Below are 19867 nucleotides of genomic sequence, written 5' to 3'. Positions count from 1 at the left end.
GGGGAGGGGGAGAAAAAGAGCACGTCAGTTTTTTAGCCCCTCCCCCTCGAACTCTTGATGTGAGTTGCAAATCGGGGAGTTGAGGCGTTTTCGCTGTCCGGCAGGAGGACGAGCGCCGCTTGTCACCCCCCTCCCCAACCCTCCCCCACAAGGAGGGAGGGAGCAAAAAGCACATCCAATACGCTTATTTCCTGATTCACATCAAGCGTCTTGAGGAGGAAGTTGGGAGAGGTGAACGAGCACCGCAACCCAGAAACCGAATTGAACAACTCCCACCAGCCTTTCACCGACGCCCGAAAAGCAGAGGCTAGGTCCACCTCACGCCCCCACCCTTGAGCCTTTCCTGAACCGCCATCCACCTCTCTCCGGCGAGGGATACGGTGGGCCATGACCACCTCCACGCTCCCACCCTCGGCGCTGGGCCGACCGCTGGATTTCTCGTTCCCGTCCAACCGCTATGTCGTCGTCGGTGCGGTGGTGAGCGCGGTGGCCGCGTGGCTCTCCGGGCACCGCCCCGCGTCGGCGCTTGGCGTGGGGGCGGCGGCCTTTCTGGGCTGGGCGACGGCGCGCGAACTCGACCCGGACGACCCCGACGCGGCGGGTGCGGCGCTGCCCGTGGCGGCGTTCGTGGCGCTCGTGGGGGGCACGCCGAATCCAGTGGCGGGCTTTTCCGTGCTGAGCGGCCTGCGTGTGCTGGCGGCGACGGTCGGGCAGGCCCCGACGGCGCTCGACGTGGCCGCCCTCGCGGGTCAGGCGGGACTGTCGGCGCTGACGGGCGAGCGGGTCGCGGCCCTGCTGCCGGGCGCGGCGCTCGGCGTGTCGTCGGGGCGTGCCGACGCCTTCCGCTCCACGCCGGGGGAGGCGGGGGTCGTGGCCGCGCCCGGCCTGCTGCCGAGGGTGCGCCGGAGCCAGGGCCGGAGCGTCGCCGCCGATCTCCTCGTCCTCGCCGCGCTGGGGGTGCCGGGCGTGCTGTCCGGGCCGGACGCCGTGCGGAGCAAGTGCGACCGCGCCCCCGCCCTCGTCCCCACCGAGCGGGTGCGCCTCGCCCGCCTCCTCGCCGTGGGCACCCTCGGTGCCGGACTCGTCGCGCAGGAGACGCGCTCGCTCGCGCCCCTCGCCTCGGCGGTGCTGGCGGTCGGACTGCGGAAGATCACGCGACGCTGAAGGCGGAAGCGGATGCCCTCCCTAACTCCTAACCCCTCCCCCCTTTACCCTGAGCCATGACCGGACTTCCGCGCCAACTCACTCTGCTCGCGGCCACCGTCCTCACGCTGGTGATGAACTACCTCAGCAACGCGCTGCCGCTGTTCGGCAACTCCAACAAGGAGATCAGCGACAGCCTGCCGAACGCCTTCACGCCCGCCGGGCTGACCTTCGCGGTGTGGGGGCCGATCTTCCTCGGCCTGCTCGTGTTCGCCGTGTATCAGGCGCTCCCGGCGCAACGTGGGCCGCGCTTCGACGGGCTGTTCTGGCCCTTCCTGCTGGTAAACGTGCTGAACGTGGCATGGCTGCTCGCCTTCCAGAGCCTGAACTACGGCACGAGCGTCGTCATCATGCTCGCGCTGCTCGGAAGCCTGATCTGGCTCTATCTGCACGTGCGCGGGATGAAGCCGCAGGGGGTCGAGGGACTGACGCTGGCCCTGCCCACCAGCCTCTACCTCGGGTGGATCAGCGTGGCGACCATCGCCAACGTCACGGCCTTCCTCGTCAGCCGGGGCGTGACGGACGGCCTCGCCGGGCTGAGCGGCCCCGTATGGTCGGCGCTCCTCGTGCTGATCGCCGCCCTCCTCGGCGTGTTCTTCCTCGTGCGCTTCCGCGACTCTGCCTTTGCCGTGGTGCTGCTCTGGTCCTTCTACGGCGTCTATGCGGCCCGCCCGGACCTCGGCACAGTTGTTCTGGGAGTCGTCGTCGCCGCCGTCCTCGTCGTCCTGGGTCTGGTGCGGGCGGCGCGTCAGCCGAGACCTGCGGTGTAGCCTCACACAAACGAGGAGGGGAAGGTCACACCCGACCTTTCCCCCTTCGCTGATGGCTGATTACCTGTTCGTTGCGGGTGCCGCCACCGCCGCCGGAGTGGTCTGGATATTCAGCCGCGCGATCTGGGCGTCCAGATACTTCTGCGCGGCGTCGCGGGCGAGCTGCTCGCGGATGACGGGCGCGACCTCGGTGAGGGGCGCGAGGCCCGCCTGAGTGCGCCGCGTGACGACGAGGACGTGAGAGCCGTACTCGGTCTGCACGAGCTGGGGCTGGTTCACGGGACCGCTGAAGGCCGCCCGGTCGAACGCGGCCACCGTGTCGCCGGGCGCGACGCAGCCGAGGTCGCCGCCCTCCGCCGCGCTGCCGGGGTCCTGGCTCTTCTCCCGCGCGATGGCCGCGAAGTCCCCGCCGCCCTGCACGTCCCGGAGGACGGTCTGCCCCTCCGCCTGCGTCTTGACGAGGATGTGCTTCACGCACGACTCGGCGCGGCGGGTGAAGGTCGCCCGGTTCAAGTTGTAGAAGCTGCCCACGATGGCGTCCCCGAAGCGCAGGCGGGTCTTGATCTGGTCGAGGTAGGCCGAGACGACGGTCTGGCGCTCCAGATCGGCGCGCAACTCGGCCTCGTTCGTGTAGCCCGTGGCGGTCAGGGCCTCGGCGAACTCGGCGTCGTTCTCGAAGCCCTCGCGGGCCTTGGCGAACTGCTCGTCGATCTGGGCGGGCGTGACCCTCGTGCCCCGGCGGGCGAGCTGGTACACGGCGCGGTCGCGGGCGTACTGCCGCAGGAACTCCCCGCGCGCCTGCGCGAACTCCGGCAGGATGTCGGTCGTGAACGGCACCCCCTGGGAGTTCAGCACCCGCGCCACCGCCACCCGGAAGGCCCGCTCGTAGTCCGCCAGCGTGAAGCGCTCGGTGCCCACCACGGCCACGACCGTCTGAGGGTCGGCGGCGGGGGCTGCCGTGGTGGTGGCCGGAGCTGCCGGGGTCGCCGCCGGGGCGGGCGTGGTCTGCGCCGGAGCCGTCGCCGGGGCGCTCTGCGTCGGCGTCGCCGGGGTGGCGGGCGTCGGCGTGGTGGTCTGGGCCAGGGCCGAGCCGCCGAGCAGCAGGGCGAGCGTCAGGATGCTCTGTTTCACCCCCCCACTCTAGCGCCCGGTGCCGACCTGTCCCTGAGCGGTGCGTGAATCCGGGCCACGCGTCCGCCTCCCCAATTGGCCCCCTGCTACAATCCGCCCCGATGCGCCTGACCCTCGTGCCCACCACCGACCCGCGCGTGTACGACGACGCGGTGCGCTCGCTGCCCCTGACCAGCGCCCTGCAAGGCTGGGGGTACGGCGAGGCGAGGCGCGTGCTGGGTCAGACGCCCCACCGCTACCTCATTCAACGGGGGGGGGCGACGGTGGGGGCGGTGCAGCTCCTCCGCAAGCGGCTGGTGCCCGGCCTCAGCACCCTCTATGCCCCGCGCGGCCCGGCGCTGGAGTCGCTGGAACTGCTGCCCGCCTTCGCGGAGGCGGTGCGTAAGGTGGCCCGACCCACCGACGCCCTCCTCAAGATCGAGCCGCCCTCGCCCGTTCTTGCCGACGGGAGCGTGACCGTGCCGGGGGAGTACGGGCCTCTGCGCCGCGCCGAATCCGAGCAGCCCGAACACACCATCCTCGCGGACCTGACGCGTCCGGAGGACGAGTTGTTCACTGGCCTGCACTCGATGGCCCGACGCAACGTCCGCGCCGCACAGAAACTCGGCGTGGTCGCGGGCCGGGACGACGATTTCGACGCCTTCTGGAACATTTTCACGGCGACGAACGAGCGGGCGAAACTCGGGGCTTTTCCGCGTGCCTACTATGAGGCGATGCTCCGGGAGGGGAACGCGCACGGCGGCGAGGCGTACCTCGTTCTCTCCCGCCACGAGGGGAAAGCTCTCGCCGGGGGCTTCTTCCTGGCGATGGGCACGGGCACCTCGTACCTCTTCGGCGGCAGCGTCCGCGACGACCGCACCCACGCGGACGGCACGCCCTACAAGGACGCCAAAGCGCCCGACGCCTTCTACTGGAACGCCATGCTGGACGCCAAGCGCCGGGGCTACACGACCTTTGACTTCTGGGGCATTCCGCGCCGTCTGGACGAGGACAAGCACTCCTTCGGCGTCTTCAAGATGAAGCTGAAGTTCTCGGAACACCGCGTCTGGTATCCCGCCTACGACCTGAATCTCAACCCCGCCGCTCCCGCCATCGTGAAGGCGCTGCGCTGGCGCAAGACGCGGAACAATCTGAAGAAGCGGGGGAGTGCGGAGGACGTGCTGTAGGAGGCGGTCGGCGGCCAGCGACCAGCCGCCAGCGAAGAACGAGGGCCAACTCAGGGGGTCTGGATGTCAGGCCCGGTTCACCCCCTCCCGGCCTCCCCCCTCAAGACGCTTGATGTGAATTGCAGATCGGGCGGTGGAGGTACTTCTACCGTCTAGCAGGAGGACGAGCGGTGCTCGTCACCCCTCACCCCAGCCCTCTCCCGCAAGGGGAGAGGGAGCAAAAAGTACATCTGACACGCTTATTTTCTAATTCACATCAGGCGTTCAAGGGGGAGGAGTTAAAAAGCGAGGGCTTGAGCAGTTTTTCTCCCTCTCCCCTCGTGGGAGAGGGCCGGGGTGAGGGGGCGTGTGATCACCTCCATCGCCCAATTCCCTTCCATCCCTACCCGCTCGTCTGAATCCGCCGTCCCGGTGCCGTCACCCCCAGCGCCAGCACGGCTCCGGCTCCCGCCAAGATCGCCGCCGCGATCATCGCCGCGTCGTAGCTGCCCAGCGCCTCACGGCTGACGCCCCCCAGCCATGACGCGAGCGCCGCGCCGACCTGATGCGAGCAGAAAATCCAGCCGTAGACGGTGCCCACGTTCTCCCGCCCGAAGGTGTCGGCGGTCAGGGCGATGGTGGGCGGCACGGTGGCGATGTAGTCCAGCCCGAACAGCACCGCGAATAGCGTCAGGCCGTAGCCCGGCGGCACGAAGGGCAGCAGCGCGAGGCTCACGCCCCGGAAGGCGTAGTACAGCCCCAGCAGAAAGCGCGGGTCCACCCGGTCGGTGAAGTACCCGCTGGCGAGCGTGCCCACGAAGTTGAACGCGCCCATCAGCGCCAGCATCCCGGCGGCAAATCCTGCGGTGAGGCCCATGTCGCCGCAGTACGCGATGAAGTGCGTGCCGATGATGCCGTTGCTCGTCGCGCCGCAAACGAAGAAGGTGACGGCGAGCAGCCAGAAGTCGCGGCTTCGCGTGGCCCGCCTCATCACGCCGGGGTCCGAGCGCGGGACGGCGGCCAGCGCGGAGGTGCCCGCCGCCACCGGGTCGCCGTCTGGTGCGAGACCGACCTGAGCGGGGCTGTCGCGCAGGAGCCACCACACCAGTGGGGCGAGAAGTAGGGCCACCGCCGCGATGCCCAATGTGCCGCCCGTCCAGCCGCTCGCCTGTGCCCAGCTCGTCAGCAGCGGGATGAACAGCAGTTGCCCCGCGCTCGTCGCCGCCCCGAACATGCCCGTCACCAAGCCGCGCTGCCGCACGAACCAGCGCGTCGCCACCGTCGCCCCCAGCACGCTCCCGACGAGGCCCGTACCCAGCCCGCTCAGCAGGCCCCACGTCAGATGCAGCCCCAGCGCCGAGCGTGAGAGCGTCGTCAACGCGAAGCTCAGCGCCACGAGGAGCAGCCCGACCGTGGCGATCCGGCGCGGCCCGAAGCGGTCCATCAGTCGGCCCGACAGCGGCGCGGCGAGGCCGAAGACGAGCAGGCCGAGGCTCACCGAGAACGACAAGGTGCTGCGGCTCAGGCCCAGCGACTCCTCCATCGGCACCAGGAAGACGCCCGGCGCGGAGCGTGCCCCCGCCGCGATCAGCAGGGCGAGAACGGTGATGCCCACCACGACCCAGCCGTAGAAGAGCCGTTGTGTGCCGGGCGGGCGGGCATCGTTCATCCGCCGATGATAGGTCCTGCGCCGGAGGGGGGACCCGATGAGGTTGAGGAAGGGCGTGATAAATTGAACCCAGTCCAGAGTTTCCCAGTCTGCCGGGGTGAGGTCGCCCACACCTCCCCCGAGCCGTCCCCAGGAGGGTGCCCATGATCGACTTCACGCTGACCGACGAGCAAAAGCAGCTTCAGCAACTCGCCCGCGACTTCGCCCGCCGCGAGATCATCCCCATCGCCGCCGAGTACGACCAGCGGGAAGAACTGCCGTGGCAGGTGGTGGAAAAGGCGTTCGAGGTCGGCCTCCTGAACGCCTCCATCCCCGAACACGCGGGGGGCCTCGGCCTCGGCATGGTGGACGAGTGCCTGATCGGCGAGGAGCTGGCTTACGGCTGCATGGGCATCTACACGGTGCTGATGGCCTCCGAACTCGGCATCACGCCCATCCTCGTCGGCGGGACCGAGGAGCAGCAGAGGCGCTTCCTCACGCCGCTGACCGAGAAGCCCTCGCTCGCCGCCTTCGCCCTCTCCGAACCCAACAACGGCTCGGACGCCGCCGCGATGGGCACGACCGCCGTGCTGGACGGCGACGAGTGGGTCATCAACGGGACGAAGATGTGGATCAGCAACGGTGGGCTGGCCGAGGTCACGGTCGTCTTCGCCACCACCGACAAGCAGGGCGGGCATGGGGCGACGGTCGCGCTCGTGGTGCCGAAGGACGCGCCCGGCTTCAGTTACAACAAGATCAAGCACAAGATGGGCCAGCGGGCCTCGCTGACCTCCGAACTCGTCTTCGAGAACGTGCGCGTGCCGAGGGAGAACCAGCTCGGCGGCCCCGGCGACGGCTTCAAGATCGCCATGAAGACGCTCGACAAGACGCGCATTCCGGTCGCCGCCGGGTCGGTGGGTATCGCCCGCCGCGCGCTCGACGAGAGCGTGAAATATGCGAAGGAACGGGAGGCGTTCGGCAGGCCCATCGCGGGCTTCCAGGCCATTCAATTCAAGCTCGCGGAGATGGCGATGGGCGTGGAGACGGGCCGCCTGATGTACCAGAAGGCCGCGTGGCTGGTGGACCGGGGCCTGCCCCACGGCTACGAGTCGGCCATCGCCAAGGCGTACTGCTCGGACATGGCCTTCGACGCGGCGAACGAGGCCATTCAGGTCCACGGCGGCTACGGCTACGTCGGCGAGTACCCGGTGGAGAAGCTGCTGCGCGACGTGAAGCTCAACCAGATTTACGAGGGCACGAACGAGATTCAGCGCGTGGTCATTGGCCGTCACCTGTTGAAGTGAGATTGGGAGAGGAAGGAGGCAGGCGTAACGGTCTGCCTCCTTCTCCTTGTCCTCCCCTGTTGCGGCGGGGTGCCATCAAACAACCTCGCTGCATTCTCGTTCCCCTGCTCAGACACGACGCGGAGCCTGTATCCTCCTCGCTTGACTTCCCCCCGCCCCCACCGGATAGTGAGCGCACCCTAAATCCAGCTTCACGGGCGCACCACTGACCAGGAGGAAGACCCATGAAACGACTCACCCTCACTGTTTCCCTCGCACTGCTCACCGCCTCGCAGGCGCAGAAGGTGGAGACCCCCGTGCCCATCGGCGTGGCCGTCGCCCAGACGAGCAACACGGCGCTGCTGGGGCAGGAGCAGGTCATCGGGGCGCGCTTCGCCGAGCGGTTCATCAACGGGCGGGGCGGCATCAACGGCACGCCGATCAAGCTCGTGTTTCAGGACGCGGCGGGCGACGAGAACAGCGCCATCAACGCCTTCCAGAACCTGATCACGAAGGAGAACGTCGTCGGCATCGTGGGGCCGACGCTCTCGCAGCAGGCGTTCGCCGCCGACCCCATCGCCGAGCGCGCGCGGGTGCCCGTGCTGGGGCCGAGCAACACGGCCAAAGGCATTCCGCAGATCGGGGAGTTCGTGGCCCGCGTGTCCGCTCCCGTGGCGGTGGTCGCCCCCAACGCGATCAAGCAGGCGCTGAAGCTCGACCCCAAGATCAAGAAGGTCGCCGTGCTGTACGCGCAGAACGACGCCTTCTCCACCTCCGAGACGGGCACCTTCCAGGAGACGGCGAAGGCCCAGGGCCTGAACGTCGCCACCGTGCAGAAGTTCCAGACCACCGACACCGACTTCACGACCCAGGTGACGGCGGTGCTCAACGCGGGCGTGGACCTCGTGATCATCTCGGGCCTCGCGGCGGACGGCGGCAACCTCGTCAAGCAGCTCCGGCAACTGGGCTACAAGGGGTCGATCATCGGCGGCAACGGCCTGAACACCTCCAACATCTTCCCGGTGTGCCAGCGCTACTGCGACGGCATCATCATCGCGCAGGCGTACAGCCCGGCCCAACCCAGCGCCGCCAATCAGGTGTTCGTGAAGGAATACCGCGCCCAGTACAAGAAGGACCCGCCCCAGTTCGCCGCCCAGGCCTACGCGGGCGTGCAGGTCATGGTGGAGGCGCTGAAGGTCATCGACCGCAAGAAGAAGCTCGCCCAGTGGGACCTCGGCGAGCTGCGGGCGGCCCTGAACAAGCAGATTCTGGCCGGCAAGTACAACACGCCCCTGGGGGAGCTGCGCTTCGACAAGGAGGGCGAGATCATCCAGAAGGACTTCTACGTGGCCCAGATCAAGATGAAGGACGCGCGGACGGGTTCGTTCGTCTTCCTGAAGTAGCCGTCAGCCGTTAGCCGTCAGCGGTCAGCAAAAGAAAGCTGATGGCTGACGGCTGATCGCTGAGAGCTTCCCAACGAAAGGGCCTCCGTGGAACTGAGCCAACTCATCCAGAACCTCCTGAACGGTCTCGCCATCGGCAGCGTGTACGCCATCTTCGCGCTGGGGTACACGCTCGTCTTCTCGATCCTCGGGATCATCAACTTCGCGCACGGGGCGGTCTTCACGCTGGGCGCGTACTTCACCTACACGCTGGTCGTCGGGCAGTTCGAGAACAATGGGCTGCTGAAGGGCGTGAACCTCTTCCCGGACGGCTCTCCCTTGTCAGGCAATCCGTGGGCGTTCGCGCTGGCGACGCTGATCGGGGCGGCGGTGGCGGGGCTGGTCGCCGTCCTCGTGGAGCGGCTGGCGTTCCGGCCCATGCGCTCGCGCGGCGCGGACCCCCTCCTCGCCCTCGTGAGCAGCCTCGGCGTGGCGCTCGTGATCGTGAACCTCATCCAGCTCCTCGTGGGGGCGGAAATCTACAACTTTCCGTCCGACGCCTACGGGGAGGTGCGGCCCGCTCTCAGCTTCCAGATCGGCGAGCGGGTCGTCATCATCCGCACCGTACAAATCATCATCTTCGCGGTGAGCCTGGCGATGCTGGCGGTGCTGGGGTACGTCATCGGGCGCACGAAGGTGGGCAAGGCGCTGCGGGCGGTGGCAGAGAGTCCCGGCACGGCGAGCCTGCTCGGCATCAGCGTGGACCGCTTCATCCTGATCACGTTCTTCCTGTCGGGCTTCCTCGGCGGGCTGGCGGGCACGCTCGTCGGCACGGCGTTCGGGGTGGCGGGGCCGTACTTCGGCGTCACGTATGGGTTGAAGGGGCTGGCGGTCATCGTGCTGGGCGGCCTGGGCAGCATTCCCGGTGCCGTGGTGGGCGGGTTGGTGATCGGGCTGGCGGAGGCGTTCGTGCCCGCCGACTACAGCGCCTACAAGGACGCGGTGGCCTTCGCCCTGTTGTTCGTCATTCTCCTCGTGCGTCCGCAGGGTCTGCTGGGCCGCACGCAGATTCAGAAGGTCTGACATGGGAGATTTCCTCGCCCAGTACGGCTTCCTCATCGTCACGATGGTGCAGGCGGGGCTGCTCGGCCTGAGCCTGTACTTCCCCCTCCAGGCGGGCCAGCTCAGTCTCGCCAGCCCCGGCTTCTACGCGGTGGGGGGCTACGTCGCCGCCATCGCGCTCACGAATCCGGCCTTCGCGGGCCTGCGCGAGTCGCTGGGGAACGCCATGTTCCCGCTGACATGGCTGGCGGCGGCGCTCGTGTGCGGGGTGCTCGGCCTCGTCGTCGGGGTGCCCGCGCTGCGGCTGCGGGGCATCTACCTCGCGTTGGCGACCATCGCCTTTGTCGAGATTCTGCGGGTGGTGAGCCTGAACCTGCCGGTCACAGGCGGGGCCATCGGCATCTTCGGCATCCCGCAGGCGTTCGGCTTTCAGGACCGCTGGCAGTACATCTGGTTGTTCGGGCCGCTGCTCGCGCTGACGCTGCTCTTCGCGCGGCAACTCGAACGCTCGCGGGTGGGCCGGGCCTTCCGCGCCATCCGGGAGGACGAACTCGCCGCCGACGCGATGGGCGTGCCGCCGACCCGCTACAAGGTCCTCGCCTTCGTGATCGGCGCGGTGCTGGCGGGCATCGTCGGGGCGATGAGTGCGCCCTTCCTGAACACCTGGAATGCCAAGCAGGGCACCTTCGACGCCTCCATCGCCATCCTCGCCTTCGTGCTGATCGGCGGGTCGCGCAACATCTGGGGGCCGGTGGTGGGCGGCGCGCTCCTGACCGCCGTGCCCGAGGTGCTGCGCTTCCTGGCCGACTGGCGGCTCGTCATCAACGGGCTGGTCCTCGTCGTGGCGAGCCTGTACCTGCCGCAGGGCATCGTCGGCGCGTTGGAGCGGCTGCGGCGCAGTCGGCCACCTCAACGTCCACCCGCCGCCGTCCCCGAGGTGAAGGGAGGCACGCCATGACCGCCACCCTCACCGAACGGACGACCGTGCTGGAGGCGCGCGGCCTGACCCGGCGCTTCGGCGGCCTCGTCGCCGTGAACGACGTGAGCTTCGACGTGGCGGAGGGCGAAATCTTCGGGCTGATCGGGCCGAACGGGGCGGGCAAGACGACCCTCTTCAATCTGATGACGGGCCTGACGCCGCCGAGTGCCGGAACGCTGACCTACCGGGGCCAGCGCGTGACGGGTCTCGCCCCGCACCGGGTCGCCGCGCTGGGGATGAGCCGCACCTTCCAGAACATCCGGCTCTTCCGGGCGCTGACGGCGCTGGAGAATGTGAAGATCGCCTGCCACGTCCGCACGCACGCGGGAATCTGGGCGGGCGTCTTCGGCACGGCGCGGGCGGAGGAGGCGCGGGTGGAGGAGCGGGCGTGGGCGCTGCTCGACCTCGTGGGCCTCGCCGACCGGGCGGGGGAGAGCGCGGGCAACTTCAGCTACGGCGACCAGCGGCGGCTGGAGATCGCCCGCGCTTTGGCGACCGAGCCGCGCGTCCTGCTGCTGGACGAACCGGCGGCGGGCATGAACACGAGCGAGAAGGGGCAGCTCACCGCCTTCATCCGGCAGGTGCGCGACCGCTTCGACCTCACCGTCCTCGTGATCGAACACCACGTCCCGCTCGTGATGAACCTGTGCGACCGGGTGGCCGTGCTGAACTTCGGGCAACTCATCGCCATCGGCGACCCGGCGGCGGTCCAGCGCGACCCGCGTGTGATCGAGGCCTATCTGGGGGGCGAGTAATGGCGCTGCTGACCATCGAGAACCTGAGCGTGAACTACGGCGGCGTGCAGGCGGTGCGGAATCTGAGCCTCCACGTCGAGGAGGGCGAGGTCGTGACGCTCATCGGCGCGAACGGGGCGGGCAAGACGACCACCCTGCGCGCCGTATCCCGGCTGCTGCGCCCGCGCGAGGGCCGCATCACCTTCGCGGGGCGCGACATCACCCGCCTGCCCCCCGACGAGGCGGTAAGGCTGGGCATCGCGCAGAGTCCGGAGGGGCGGCAGGTCCTCGCCCGGCAGAGCGTGGAGGACAACCTCGAACTCGGGGCCTACACGCGGCGGGATGGGGCGTCGGTGCGGGCGGACATCGGGCGGATGTACGAGCGGTTTCCCCGGCTGGGTGAGCGGCGGGGCCAACTTGCGGGCACCCTCTCCGGCGGCGAACAGCAGATGCTCGCCATCGCCCGCGCGCTGATGAGCCGCCCCCGCCTGCTCCTGCTGGACGAACCCTCGCTCGGCCTCGCGCCCCTGATCGTCCGCGAAATCTTCGCCATCATCCGCACGCTCAACGACTCGGGCACGACGATTCTCCTCGTGGAGCAAAACGCCCGCCTGGCGATGGGCCAGAGCCACCGGACCTACGTGCTGGACGCCGGGCAGCTGACCTTGCAGGGCGATAGCGCGCAACTCGTGAACGACGAGCGGGTATTGCACGCTTACTTGGGGGGGTAGGGGTGAGGGGGAGGGGAAAGGAGTGAGGGAGTGGTGGAGTTGCCGCAGGGAATAGAGGCGGCGATGGGGTGAGGACGAGTCAGAGGAAGCGTTGCAACATGGCGGCAACTTCCCCAGACAAATTGCGGTCGTACTCTCGCCTATCCACACCCTCCTCAAGCCAGAAGCTGCGTTGGTCGGCGATGGAGTAGAGTTCCCAGGCAGCCTCACGGAAGCCGGGAGGCAGTGGTGGCAGGCGAACGTCGTCGGGTTCCTCGTCCAGGCTGAGGGCAGCCATATCTGCCAAGTGGCTCGCCAGGACCACAGCGTTGATCCGCTGCCAATCAATACCGTCCCGCAGTTTCCAGGCGAGCATGGACAGAGCCGCGTCCGGGTCTCCCCTTTGTGCGAGCCTCCGTAGCAACGTGAACGCCTCGTTCGGTTTCCTCGCGCTCAAGCTCAGTTCCAGCAAGTCTTCGGTTGGCGCGCTCAACCTCAAAATCCATGCATCCGCCCACGCCACCACCTCCTCCCAGGTCGCAGCCCCAACCTGAACGGCCCAGGCGAGCGTCAGAGCTTCGGTCGGCAGATCGGCGGCGGGCACGTCCGCAGCTTAGAACGTCACTTGCTCAGTACCTGACAGGTTGAGCTTCTTGCTGTCCAGGAGCGGAAAAAGGGGACTTAAGCAGGTCAAAGTACGTGTAGAACGTGGTTTTCCCCCAGCGCAAGGCTGTACATAGCAGTTCACGACCGTAGCTCGCCCGGCTCCAGGCCGGGCGACCGTGCTTCTTACGGGGAATGGCTTGCTGTTCCGCGCGCCACGTGCCGATCCTGACCATCCAGGCCAGCGCGAGGCTGAGCAGCCCGAAGAGGCGCGAGAGGCGATCAGGCCGGGTCATGTGGGTCTGCTCCAAGTTGAGACCGCGCGTTTTCATGGCTGAAAAGGTGCATTCAATGTCCCAACGGCGACGGTAGGTGAACAGCGTGTCCCAAAGGGACAAATCTGAGGCGACCAGGACGCGCTCTCCACGCGTGGAGAGCGTCACTCCCACCTGCATCCGACTGCCATAGACCCAGGCCCGCTCGAACAGGCCCCGGACCTCTCCGGGCTGGAGGTTCTGAAAGTGGTCACGTGCCGGGCTGTCGTCCAGCACGGTGTTTTCTCGAATCCGAATGCACCGTTTGATGCCGCGATCACGCAGAAAGGTGAACCACTCCTGCCCGACGAACTCTCGATCCGCAATCAGCACGGCCCAGCGTCGCGCGGGGAGACGCTTCAGGAGTTGGCCGACGAGAAACATCCGGGTCCGCATCTCACTGCTGCCGCCATGCGGCAGCACCTTCCAGTTCAAGGGCAATACGACGTCACCCAAGGTCACGCCGAGCACCAGCAGATTGAGGTCGTGTTCTCCGAGCTTCCAGTTGGTGCGATCCAGGACGAAGGTAAGCTTGCCCGTGGGGAGCAGCGGGAGCAGGACGTCGTAGACGTCCTGCGGGCTGAGGTGCGTCTCGTGGAAGGTGCGGGCGACCATGCGGGTGATGGACGCCTGTGACGCTGCTCGGTCGATGTGCAGGGCGATCTTGCGGTGCAGCGTGGACTCGGCCTGGATGATGCCGAACAGCACCTCGGCCACTCGGCGCAGAGTGTCGCTGCGGTGGTGGGCGAGCCGTTCTTTGAGGTAGGCGGCGAACGTGTCAACATGCGAGCGGGCGGCACTGGGAGCAATCACACCCCCTTTTGCCGCCCTTTGTCGTGCCGTTTTGCGTCCTAGACGCCATTGGTCTCAACCTGTCAGGTACTGAGCGTCACTTGTCTCCCTGTCGCCAAAAGGAAGACGCAGCTCCCCACGGTGGAGGAACTGCGTCTGGAGAGGGCTTGATTCAGGGCCGCGCGACGGTGATGACGGGCGAGGTCCAGGTTTCCAGGTGGGCGGGGTTGTTCTCGTCGCCCAGGGCCTTGAGGACGGTGAGCTTGACGACGTAGGAGCCGTTGGGCACGTCCTTGCGCTTGTCCTTGTCGTTGCCCGCGCCGTTGCTGCCCCGGCTGTGGCTGACGGTGCCGTTCCAGTCGTAGGCGTAGAGGCCGGTGGCGGTGCTGTTGCGGCCCAGGTACTCCTGGGTGAGCAGGTTGAAGAACTGGGGATGCACGGGCTTGCCGCTCGCGGCGTCGTACACGTCCATCTTCAGGAAGCGGGCGAAGTGGTCGAGGTGCAGCAGGAAGTACGGCACGTCCCCGTCCTGAAGGGTGAAGGTGGCCGCTCCCCCGGTGGGCGCGAAGGTGCCGTCGGCGTTCGCGCGGGCGAGGCGAGGCTCGAGGGTCAGGACCTTGAGCGCCTGGTAGTCGCCCTTGAAGCCCGCGTAGGGCACCCGCAGCGTCGTACCCGCGCCCTGCGGCGTGAATACCACGTAGCCGCCGTACTGGCTGAGGTCCGCGCCGTTCGGGGTGACCGTCACGTCGACGGTCGCGCTGCCGCCCGGCTGCACGGTGACGGTGCCCGTGCTGAAGCTCACGCTGGCGGGCGTGTGGGCGAAGCTCACGGTGTAGTTGCCCGTCGTGCTGAGCGCCCCGGCGTGCGACAGGGTGTAGGTCACCGGACGCGTGCCGGTGTTGGTGACGGTCAGGGTCTGCGTCCTGCTCGCGCCGCCCTCGCTTTCGCCCAGCGAGAGCTTGCTCGGCGTGACGGTCGCCGCCGTGTTCACCGCCCTCACGATGTCGATCATGCCCGCGCCCTGGCGATGCACCATGTCGAGGTAGGGGCCGCTGCCCAGGCCCGACCACGCCCGGGGCGACGCCGTGTTCTGAAGCAGCCCGCGCACGTCGGCGGCCCGAATGGTCTGGCCCGCCTGGCGCTTGGCCTGAAGCAGCAGGGCGACCGCGCCCGCCACGTGGGGCGAGGACATGCTGGTGCCGCTGATGGTGTTGTACCCCCCGCCCGGCAGGGTGAGCGGCCAGGTCGAGCGGATCAGGCCGCCCGGAGCGCCCAGGTCGGGCTTCAGGCTCAGGTCGGCGGCCAGGCCGTAGGAGGAGAAGCTGGAGATCAGGTTCCCGGTGGGGTTGCGGTAGCTGCCCTGGTTCGGCGTCCAGGTCAAGGTGGTCTCGCCCGCCGCGACGCGGCTGTCGATCAGCGCCCCGTCCGTGTCCGAGATGCCCACCACGGGAATCGTGATGGCGGGCGTGCCCGTCACGCTGGCGGCGAGCGGCCCCGCCGCGTTGTTGTACAGCACCACCGCCGCCGCCCCCGCCTGCTGGGCGGTGAGGGCCTTCTGGTAGAAGGTGCAGCCGCCGCGCCGGATCAGGACGACCTTGCCCGCCAGCGAGTTCGCCGGAAGGGCCGTGCAGGCGTCGGCGGCGCTCGTCGGCGTCCCGGTGCGGGCGAAGACGAGGCTGCCCGAGGTGGGCGCGGTGGGCGAGGGCGAGGCGGCCTGGTAGCCGATCTTGCGGCCATCCGGGGAGAGCGTGAACTCGCTCAGCAGCACGTGCGTGTTGTCGAAGGACGCCACGCCGATGACCTTCTCGCCCACGCCGGGTGCCCCCGCCGCGAACGCGCCGCCCGTCCCCGAGTTGCCGATGGAGGCGGCGACCACGACGCCCTGGTCCACCAGATTGCTCGCCGCGATGGCGGTGGGGTACTGCGGCCACGACTGGAAGGCCGCGCCGATGGACATGTTCAGCACGTCCATGCCGTCGGCGAGCACGCGCTCCATCGCCTGGATCATGATGTCGGTCTGGGTGGACCCCTCGCAGCCGAAGACGCGGTAGGCCCCGAGCTGCACGTCGGGGGCCACACCCGTCGCCCCACCGGCGGAGGCGGCCTTCGCCCCGACGATTCCCGCGACGTGGGTGCCGTGGCCGCCGCAGTCGTCCGGAGTGTCCTGGCCGGGCACCGGCTCGTTCGCCCCCGTGAAGGCGTCGCCCACGAAGTCGTAGCCCGCCACGATCCGGCCCCGGAAGTCGGGGTGTTCGAGATCGATGCCGGTGTCCATCACCGCGACCTTGACGCCCCTGCCGGTCAGGCCGAGTTCGTTTTGCGCCACGTCGGCCCCGGTCTGGGCGAGGGCGGTGGCGAGTTCCGGCTCGTTGACGATCTGCTCCTCGGGCAGCGTGACGTTCAGCACCGGGTACACGCCGCGCACCGTGGACAGGTCCTTGAGCTTGCCCAGCTCCGAGGGCTTCACCCGCACCGACAGCCCGTTCCACAGCCGCTCGAAGGTCAGGCGCTCCTGGAACTTCACGCCCGCCGCCCGGGCCTGCTCGCGGAAGGCCTGTTTCTCGCGGGCGATGGCCGCGCCGTTGCCGCCCTTGCTCGTGGGCCGCTCCCCGAGTTCCACGAACCAGAGCTGGGGGGTCTCGTTCTGGGCGGCGGTGGTGGCCGTGGACAGGGCACCGAGTTGGGCCTGATCCGACGGGGCCGCCGCGCCCGGCGTGCTCGTCTGCTGCGTTCCGCAGGCAGCCAGGGTGAGCGAAAGGAGGGTGAGGGCGGTGCCGCGCTTGAACGACGTTGAGGGCATGGGTTCTCCTCGGGAGGGCGTGACGCGCCCTTCCCCCAGTGGGACGCGGGACCGTGGGGGTCCCACCTCTCATGTCTCGTGTACCTGGATAACGGCTGTCTGCTCTGTGTGCTGTGTCTGCCCGCGAAATATAAGGTCGCCGAAGACTAAGAAACGTGAATCTCGTTCGTCAGCTTCTCATGAAGATGGGGTGCCTCCCCTCACGCGGGGGCACTGAGGGGGAAATCGCCGCCTTTCGTCCTTTTCGTGTCCGCGCCCGTACGTTAGGCTGCGCCGGTGCCGCCCCTCCCGTGGGGCGGGCCACGTGCGGGGACACCAGGGGCGGCATCCCTCTCCAGGCCCCGTTCTGTGAGACGCCCCCCCGCGCGCACAGGAGTGGAGACATGCGCAAGTTCTATACGTCGGAGTCGGTGTCGGAAGGCCACCCGGACAAGCTGGCCGATTTCATCTCGGATAGCCTGCTCGACGAGTTTCTGCGGCAGGAGCCGGAAAGCCGCGTGGCGGTGGAAACGCTCGTGACGACGGGCATGGCGGTCGTGGCGGGCGAGGTGCGGGCCGAGCGTGCCCATGTGGACGTGCAGAAGATCGTGCGCGAGGCCGTCAAGGCGGTCGGGTACACGCGGGCGATCTACGGCTTCGACGCCGAATACAGCGCCGTGCTGACCACCATCCACGAGCAGTCGCCCGACATCGCCGGGGGCGTGGACCACTCCGAGGAGTGGCGCGCGATGACCCCCGCCGAGCGCGCCCGCCCGGAGAACCGCTTCTCGGAGGTCGGCGCGGGCGACCAGGGCCTGATGTTCGGCTACGCGACCGACGAGACGCCCGAGCTGATGCCGCTGCCGATCAGCCTCGCGCATGGGCTGACGCGGCGGCTCGCGGAGCTTCGCAAGACGGGCGCGCTGCCCTACCTCCGCCCCGACGCGAAGGCCCAGGTGACGGTCGTGCGCGACCTTCCGGCCAACGCGGCGGGCGTCCATGAGGCCACGCAGACCTTCGTGGACACGGTGGTCATCTCCACCCAGCACGGCGAGGACGTGACCCAGGAGAGAATTCGCGCGGACATGATCGAGCACGTCATCCGCGCGGTGATCCCAGCAGAGCTGCTGACGGACGAGACGAAGTACTTCATCAACCCCAGCGGCAAGTTCGTGCTGGGCGGGCCGCACGGGGACACGGGCCTGACCGGGCGCAAGATCATCGTGGATACCTACGGCGGGGCGGTGCCCCACGGCGGCGGCGCGTTCAGCGGCAAGGACCCCACGAAGGTGGACCGTTCGGCGGCCTACTACGCCCGCTACATCGCCAAGAACGTGGTCGCCTCGGGCCTCGCGCGGCGCGCCCTCGTGGAGATCGCCTACGCCATCGGGCGGGCGCACCCCGTCTCCCTGCGGGTAGACACCTACGGCACGGGCGCGGTGAGCGACGACCTCCTCGCCGATCTTGTGCGCGGACACTTCGACGCCCGGCCCCAGGCGATCATCGCCCAGCTCGACCTGCGCCGTCCGATCTACGCGCAGACGGCGGCCTACGGCCACTTCGGGCGCGCGGACTTTCCGTGGGAGCAGACCGACCGGGCGGAGGGGCTGAAGAGGGCGGCAGAGGGGCACAGGGAACTCGTTTAAGCGTCAGGGGGAAGGGGGCCGGGTCGGGGGAGGACTCGGCCTTCTCTCTTTCACCCCCCCGTCTGCGACCCCCTCATCTCCTCGTCCCGTTCCCCGTACTGCTGGGCGAACTTGCGCCGCAACGCCGCCGCCGAGGCGCGGGGCACCATCTCGGAGATGTCGCCGCCGTAGCTGGCAATCTCGCGGACCATCGTGGAACTGACGAAGCTCCAGCGGGTCGCCGCCATGATGAAGACCGTCTCCACCTCGCCGATCTGACGGTTGAGGTGAGCGATCTGAAGCTCATACTCGTAGTCGCTGACTGCCCGCAGGCCGCGCACGATGATCCCCTTCTGCTGCTGGCGCATGTAGTCCACGAGCAGGCCGCCGAAGCTGTCCACGCTGACGTTGGGAAAGTGGGCGGTCGCCTGCCGCAGAATCTCCAGCCGCTCGTCGAGGTCGAACAGGTGGCGGCCCTGCTTGCGCGCGTTGTGCATGACGGTCACGGTCACGTGGTCGAAGATGCGCGACGCCCGCGTGAGCACGTCCATATGCCCACTCGTGATCGGGTCGAAGGAGCCGGGGAAGACGGCGTTCATGTGGGGCCGAGTGTATCGCCGCCGGGCCGGGTGTACAGCGTGAGGACGTTGCTGCCGTACACGCGCTCCTCGTGCCCAAAGTCGGGGTGTGGGGGCAGACGCACCTGCCCCGGATGCTGGCATACGAGCAGCCCGCCGGGCGCGACGATCCCGGAGGCGAGGAGCCGCAGCGTCAGCCGCCCGATGTCCTGCACGTAGGGCGGGTCGCTGAACACCACGTCGAACTCGCCCAAACGCGGGAGCAAGGCCTCGGCGTCGCCCCGCAGGACGCGCACGCCCAGCCCCAGGAGTCGGGCGTTGTCCTCCAGCGTGCGGACGGCGCGGGTGTCTTTCTCCACCAGCGTGACCGTGTAGCCCCGGCTGGCCGCCTCCAGGCCGACCGCCCCGCTGCCGCCGTGGAGGTCGAGGAAGGTGCCCTCCGGCTGCCGGGTGGTGAGCAGGTCGAAGAGGCTTTTTCGCAGCCGTGCCCCACTGGGCCGGGCGCTCGGGGGCACCTGAATCGCGCGGCCCTTCGCGCTGCCGCCCAGGATTCTCAGGCTCATGGGAGGCAGGGTAACGCAGGGGCGCGGGTGAGAGGGAGGCTACATCCCCGCCATGCGGACGGCGGTGCAGGCCACGCCGGGGTCGGCGGGCGTGCCCTGGGCGTCGCTGGCCGTGTGGACGTTGAAGTAGGTCGCGTTCATCACGTCCGCGCGGGCCACGCTGCCCGTCAGGGTAAGCATCCCGCCTGCGTCCGTCTGCCCGACGACCTTGCTGCTCATGATGGCCGGGCCGCCGCTGCTGCATGGGTCGGTGCTGGCCGCGCCCTGGGTGTGGTAGTGGGCCACGTAGAACTGATTGGGCCGCAGCCCCATTACCCGCGCGTTGGTCATCACCATGTCGCCGGACATCCGGCTCGTCACGGTGCCGCCCGGCGTCAGGTCCCCGGCGGCGGGCTGTTTGCCGAGGGTGTAATTACTCCCCATCATCATGGTGCAGGAACCGAGGACGAGGGGCAGAGCGAGCGCGAGGAGCCTGGGCATGGTGGAGCCTCCCTGGGGCAAGAACGCTTCATGTCGAAGTGCTGGACCCGGCCAGTCTGCTCTCCCGCTCAAGCTCAACAGTGTCT

The 19867-nt window shown here is 68.6% G+C and carries 18 protein-coding genes; 10 read left to right on the top strand and 8 right to left on the bottom strand.

All coding sequences use genetic code 11. From position 1 onward, the window contains the following. The first annotated feature begins 387 nt into the window (after window positions 1-387). Both V3W47_RS01285 and V3W47_RS01280 read left to right on the top strand, forming a co-directional pair. Window positions 388-1164, top strand: a complete 777-nt coding sequence (locus V3W47_RS01285; RefSeq protein WP_331823335.1) for a hypothetical protein — start codon at window positions 388-390, stop codon at window positions 1162-1164. A 56-nt stretch (window positions 1165-1220) separates the two neighbouring features. Then, entirely contained in the window at window positions 1221-1973 is a 753-nt protein-coding gene (locus V3W47_RS01280; protein ID WP_331823334.1) for a TspO-related membrane protein, read from the top strand. A gap of 60 nt (window positions 1974-2033) precedes the next feature. On the opposite strand, the gene V3W47_RS01275 is transcribed toward V3W47_RS01280, so the two are convergent. Then, window positions 2034-3104: a peptidylprolyl isomerase gene (locus V3W47_RS01275; RefSeq protein WP_331823333.1), complete on the bottom strand. Its 1071-nt coding sequence runs from the start codon at window positions 3102-3104 to the stop codon at window positions 2034-2036. Between the two features lie 101 nt (window positions 3105-3205). Between V3W47_RS01275 and V3W47_RS01270 the strand changes: the two genes are divergently transcribed. Then, window positions 3206-4270: a lipid II:glycine glycyltransferase FemX gene (locus V3W47_RS01270; protein WP_331823332.1), complete on the top strand. Its 1065-nt coding sequence runs from the start codon at window positions 3206-3208 to the stop codon at window positions 4268-4270. A 382-nt stretch (window positions 4271-4652) separates the two neighbouring features. On the opposite strand, the gene V3W47_RS01265 is transcribed toward V3W47_RS01270, so the two are convergent. After that, window positions 4653-5918 carry an MFS transporter gene (locus V3W47_RS01265; RefSeq protein WP_331823331.1) on the bottom strand — a complete coding sequence of 422 codons (1266 nt, stop codon included), beginning with the start codon at window positions 5916-5918 and terminating at the stop codon, window positions 4653-4655. Between the two features lie 143 nt (window positions 5919-6061). Here V3W47_RS01265 and V3W47_RS01260 point away from each other — a divergent pair, with 143 nt between their 5' ends. The 6 genes from V3W47_RS01260 (at window position 6062) to V3W47_RS01235 (ending at window position 12068) form a co-directional block, all read left to right on the top strand. Further along, window positions 6062-7201 carry an acyl-CoA dehydrogenase family protein gene (locus V3W47_RS01260; protein ID WP_331823330.1) on the top strand — a complete coding sequence of 380 codons (1140 nt, stop codon included), beginning with the start codon at window positions 6062-6064 and terminating at the stop codon, window positions 7199-7201. Between the two features lie 224 nt (window positions 7202-7425). Then, on the top strand, window positions 7426-8583 hold the full coding sequence (locus tag V3W47_RS01255; RefSeq protein ID WP_331823329.1) for an ABC transporter substrate-binding protein: 1158 nt from the start codon (window positions 7426-7428) through the stop codon (window positions 8581-8583). Window positions 8584-8670: 87 nt separating this feature from the next. Beyond that, the gene (locus V3W47_RS01250; RefSeq protein WP_331823328.1) at window positions 8671-9645 is read left to right on the top strand and encodes a branched-chain amino acid ABC transporter permease; all 975 of its coding nucleotides are present in this window, start codon (window positions 8671-8673) and stop codon (window positions 9643-9645) included. Window position 9646: 1 nt separating this feature from the next. After that, window positions 9647-10582 (top strand): branched-chain amino acid ABC transporter permease, encoded by a 936-nt coding sequence (locus tag V3W47_RS01245; protein ID WP_331823327.1) that lies wholly within the window; start codon window positions 9647-9649, stop codon window positions 10580-10582. Then, the gene (locus V3W47_RS01240) at window positions 10579-11358 is read left to right on the top strand and encodes an ABC transporter ATP-binding protein (protein ID WP_331823326.1); all 780 of its coding nucleotides are present in this window, start codon (window positions 10579-10581) and stop codon (window positions 11356-11358) included. The genes V3W47_RS01245 and V3W47_RS01240 overlap by 4 nt, the downstream gene beginning before the upstream one ends. Continuing rightward, window positions 11358-12068, top strand: a complete 711-nt coding sequence (locus tag V3W47_RS01235) for an ABC transporter ATP-binding protein (RefSeq protein WP_331823325.1) — start codon at window positions 11358-11360, stop codon at window positions 12066-12068. The genes V3W47_RS01240 and V3W47_RS01235 overlap by 1 nt, the downstream gene beginning before the upstream one ends. A gap of 79 nt (window positions 12069-12147) precedes the next feature. Here the strand turns inward: V3W47_RS01235 and V3W47_RS01230 are convergent, their stop codons facing one another. The 3 genes from V3W47_RS01230 to V3W47_RS01220 form a co-directional block, all read right to left on the bottom strand. Continuing rightward, window positions 12148-12651 carry a hypothetical protein gene (locus V3W47_RS01230; protein WP_331823324.1) on the bottom strand — a complete coding sequence of 168 codons (504 nt, stop codon included), beginning with the start codon at window positions 12649-12651 and terminating at the stop codon, window positions 12148-12150. Window positions 12652-12676: 25 nt separating this feature from the next. Continuing rightward, window positions 12677-13777, bottom strand: coding sequence for an IS4 family transposase (locus tag V3W47_RS01225; protein ID WP_442877193.1), 1101 nt, complete (start codon window positions 13775-13777; stop codon window positions 12677-12679). Window positions 13778-13928: 151 nt separating this feature from the next. Next, on the bottom strand, window positions 13929-16556 hold the full coding sequence (locus V3W47_RS01220) for a S8 family serine peptidase (RefSeq protein ID WP_331823323.1): 2628 nt from the start codon (window positions 16554-16556) through the stop codon (window positions 13929-13931). Window positions 16557-16939: 383 nt separating this feature from the next. Between V3W47_RS01220 and metK the strand changes: the two genes are divergently transcribed. Beyond that, on the top strand, window positions 16940-18181 hold the full coding sequence (gene metK / locus V3W47_RS01215; protein WP_331823322.1) for a methionine adenosyltransferase: 1242 nt from the start codon (window positions 16940-16942) through the stop codon (window positions 18179-18181). Window positions 18182-18231: 50 nt separating this feature from the next. Here metK and coaD read toward each other — a convergent pair whose 3' ends face one another. From coaD to V3W47_RS01200, 3 genes are read right to left on the bottom strand one after another with little or no spacing between them, the layout of a single operon-like run. Continuing rightward, window positions 18232-18759 carry a pantetheine-phosphate adenylyltransferase gene (gene coaD / locus V3W47_RS01210; RefSeq protein ID WP_331823321.1) on the bottom strand — a complete coding sequence of 176 codons (528 nt, stop codon included), beginning with the start codon at window positions 18757-18759 and terminating at the stop codon, window positions 18232-18234. Continuing rightward, on the bottom strand, window positions 18756-19301 hold the full coding sequence (locus V3W47_RS01205; RefSeq protein ID WP_331823320.1) for an RsmD family RNA methyltransferase: 546 nt from the start codon (window positions 19299-19301) through the stop codon (window positions 18756-18758). The genes coaD and V3W47_RS01205 overlap by 4 nt, the downstream gene beginning before the upstream one ends. Window positions 19302-19340: 39 nt before the next feature. After that, complete coding sequence (locus V3W47_RS01200; RefSeq protein WP_331823319.1) at window positions 19341-19781, bottom strand: superoxide dismutase; 441 nt, start codon at window positions 19779-19781, stop codon at window positions 19341-19343. Between the last annotated feature and the right edge of the window lie 86 nt (window positions 19782-19867).

The sequence above is a fragment of the Deinococcus sp. YIM 134068 genome (assembly GCF_036543075.1).
GTDB classification, from domain to species: domain Bacteria; phylum Deinococcota; class Deinococci; order Deinococcales; family Deinococcaceae; genus Deinococcus; species Deinococcus lichenicola.
This window is presented reverse-complemented; position numbering and strand designations above follow the sequence as displayed.

Bases quoted from the DNA above. Each gene is read 5' to 3' on its own strand.
- V3W47_RS01255 (WP_331823329.1), top strand. From the start codon at position 7,426: ATGAAACGACTCACCCTCACTGTTTCCCTCGCACTGCTCACCGCCTCG.
- V3W47_RS01285 (WP_331823335.1), top strand. From the start codon at position 388: ATGACCACCTCCACGCTCCCACCCTCGGCGCTGGGCCGACCGCTGGAT.
- V3W47_RS01265 (WP_331823331.1), bottom strand. From the start codon at position 5,918: ATGAACGATGCCCGCCCGCCCGGCACACAACGGCTCTTCTACGGCTGG.
- metK (WP_331823322.1), top strand. From the start codon at position 16,940: ATGCGCAAGTTCTATACGTCGGAGTCGGTGTCGGAAGGCCACCCGGAC.
- V3W47_RS01200 (WP_331823319.1), bottom strand. From the start codon at position 19,781: ATGCCCAGGCTCCTCGCGCTCGCTCTGCCCCTCGTCCTCGGTTCCTGC.
- V3W47_RS01240 (WP_331823326.1), top strand. From the start codon at position 10,579: ATGACCGCCACCCTCACCGAACGGACGACCGTGCTGGAGGCGCGCGGC.
- V3W47_RS01260 (WP_331823330.1), top strand. From the start codon at position 6,062: ATGATCGACTTCACGCTGACCGACGAGCAAAAGCAGCTTCAGCAACTC.
- V3W47_RS01270 (WP_331823332.1), top strand. From the start codon at position 3,206: ATGCGCCTGACCCTCGTGCCCACCACCGACCCGCGCGTGTACGACGAC.
- V3W47_RS01235 (WP_331823325.1), top strand. From the start codon at position 11,358: ATGGCGCTGCTGACCATCGAGAACCTGAGCGTGAACTACGGCGGCGTG.
- V3W47_RS01205 (WP_331823320.1), bottom strand. From the start codon at position 19,301: ATGAGCCTGAGAATCCTGGGCGGCAGCGCGAAGGGCCGCGCGATTCAG.
- V3W47_RS01245 (WP_331823327.1), top strand. From the start codon at position 9,647: ATGGGAGATTTCCTCGCCCAGTACGGCTTCCTCATCGTCACGATGGTG.
- V3W47_RS01220 (WP_331823323.1), bottom strand. From the start codon at position 16,556: ATGCCCTCAACGTCGTTCAAGCGCGGCACCGCCCTCACCCTCCTTTCG.
- V3W47_RS01280 (WP_331823334.1), top strand. From the start codon at position 1,221: ATGACCGGACTTCCGCGCCAACTCACTCTGCTCGCGGCCACCGTCCTC.
- coaD (WP_331823321.1), bottom strand. From the start codon at position 18,759: ATGAACGCCGTCTTCCCCGGCTCCTTCGACCCGATCACGAGTGGGCAT.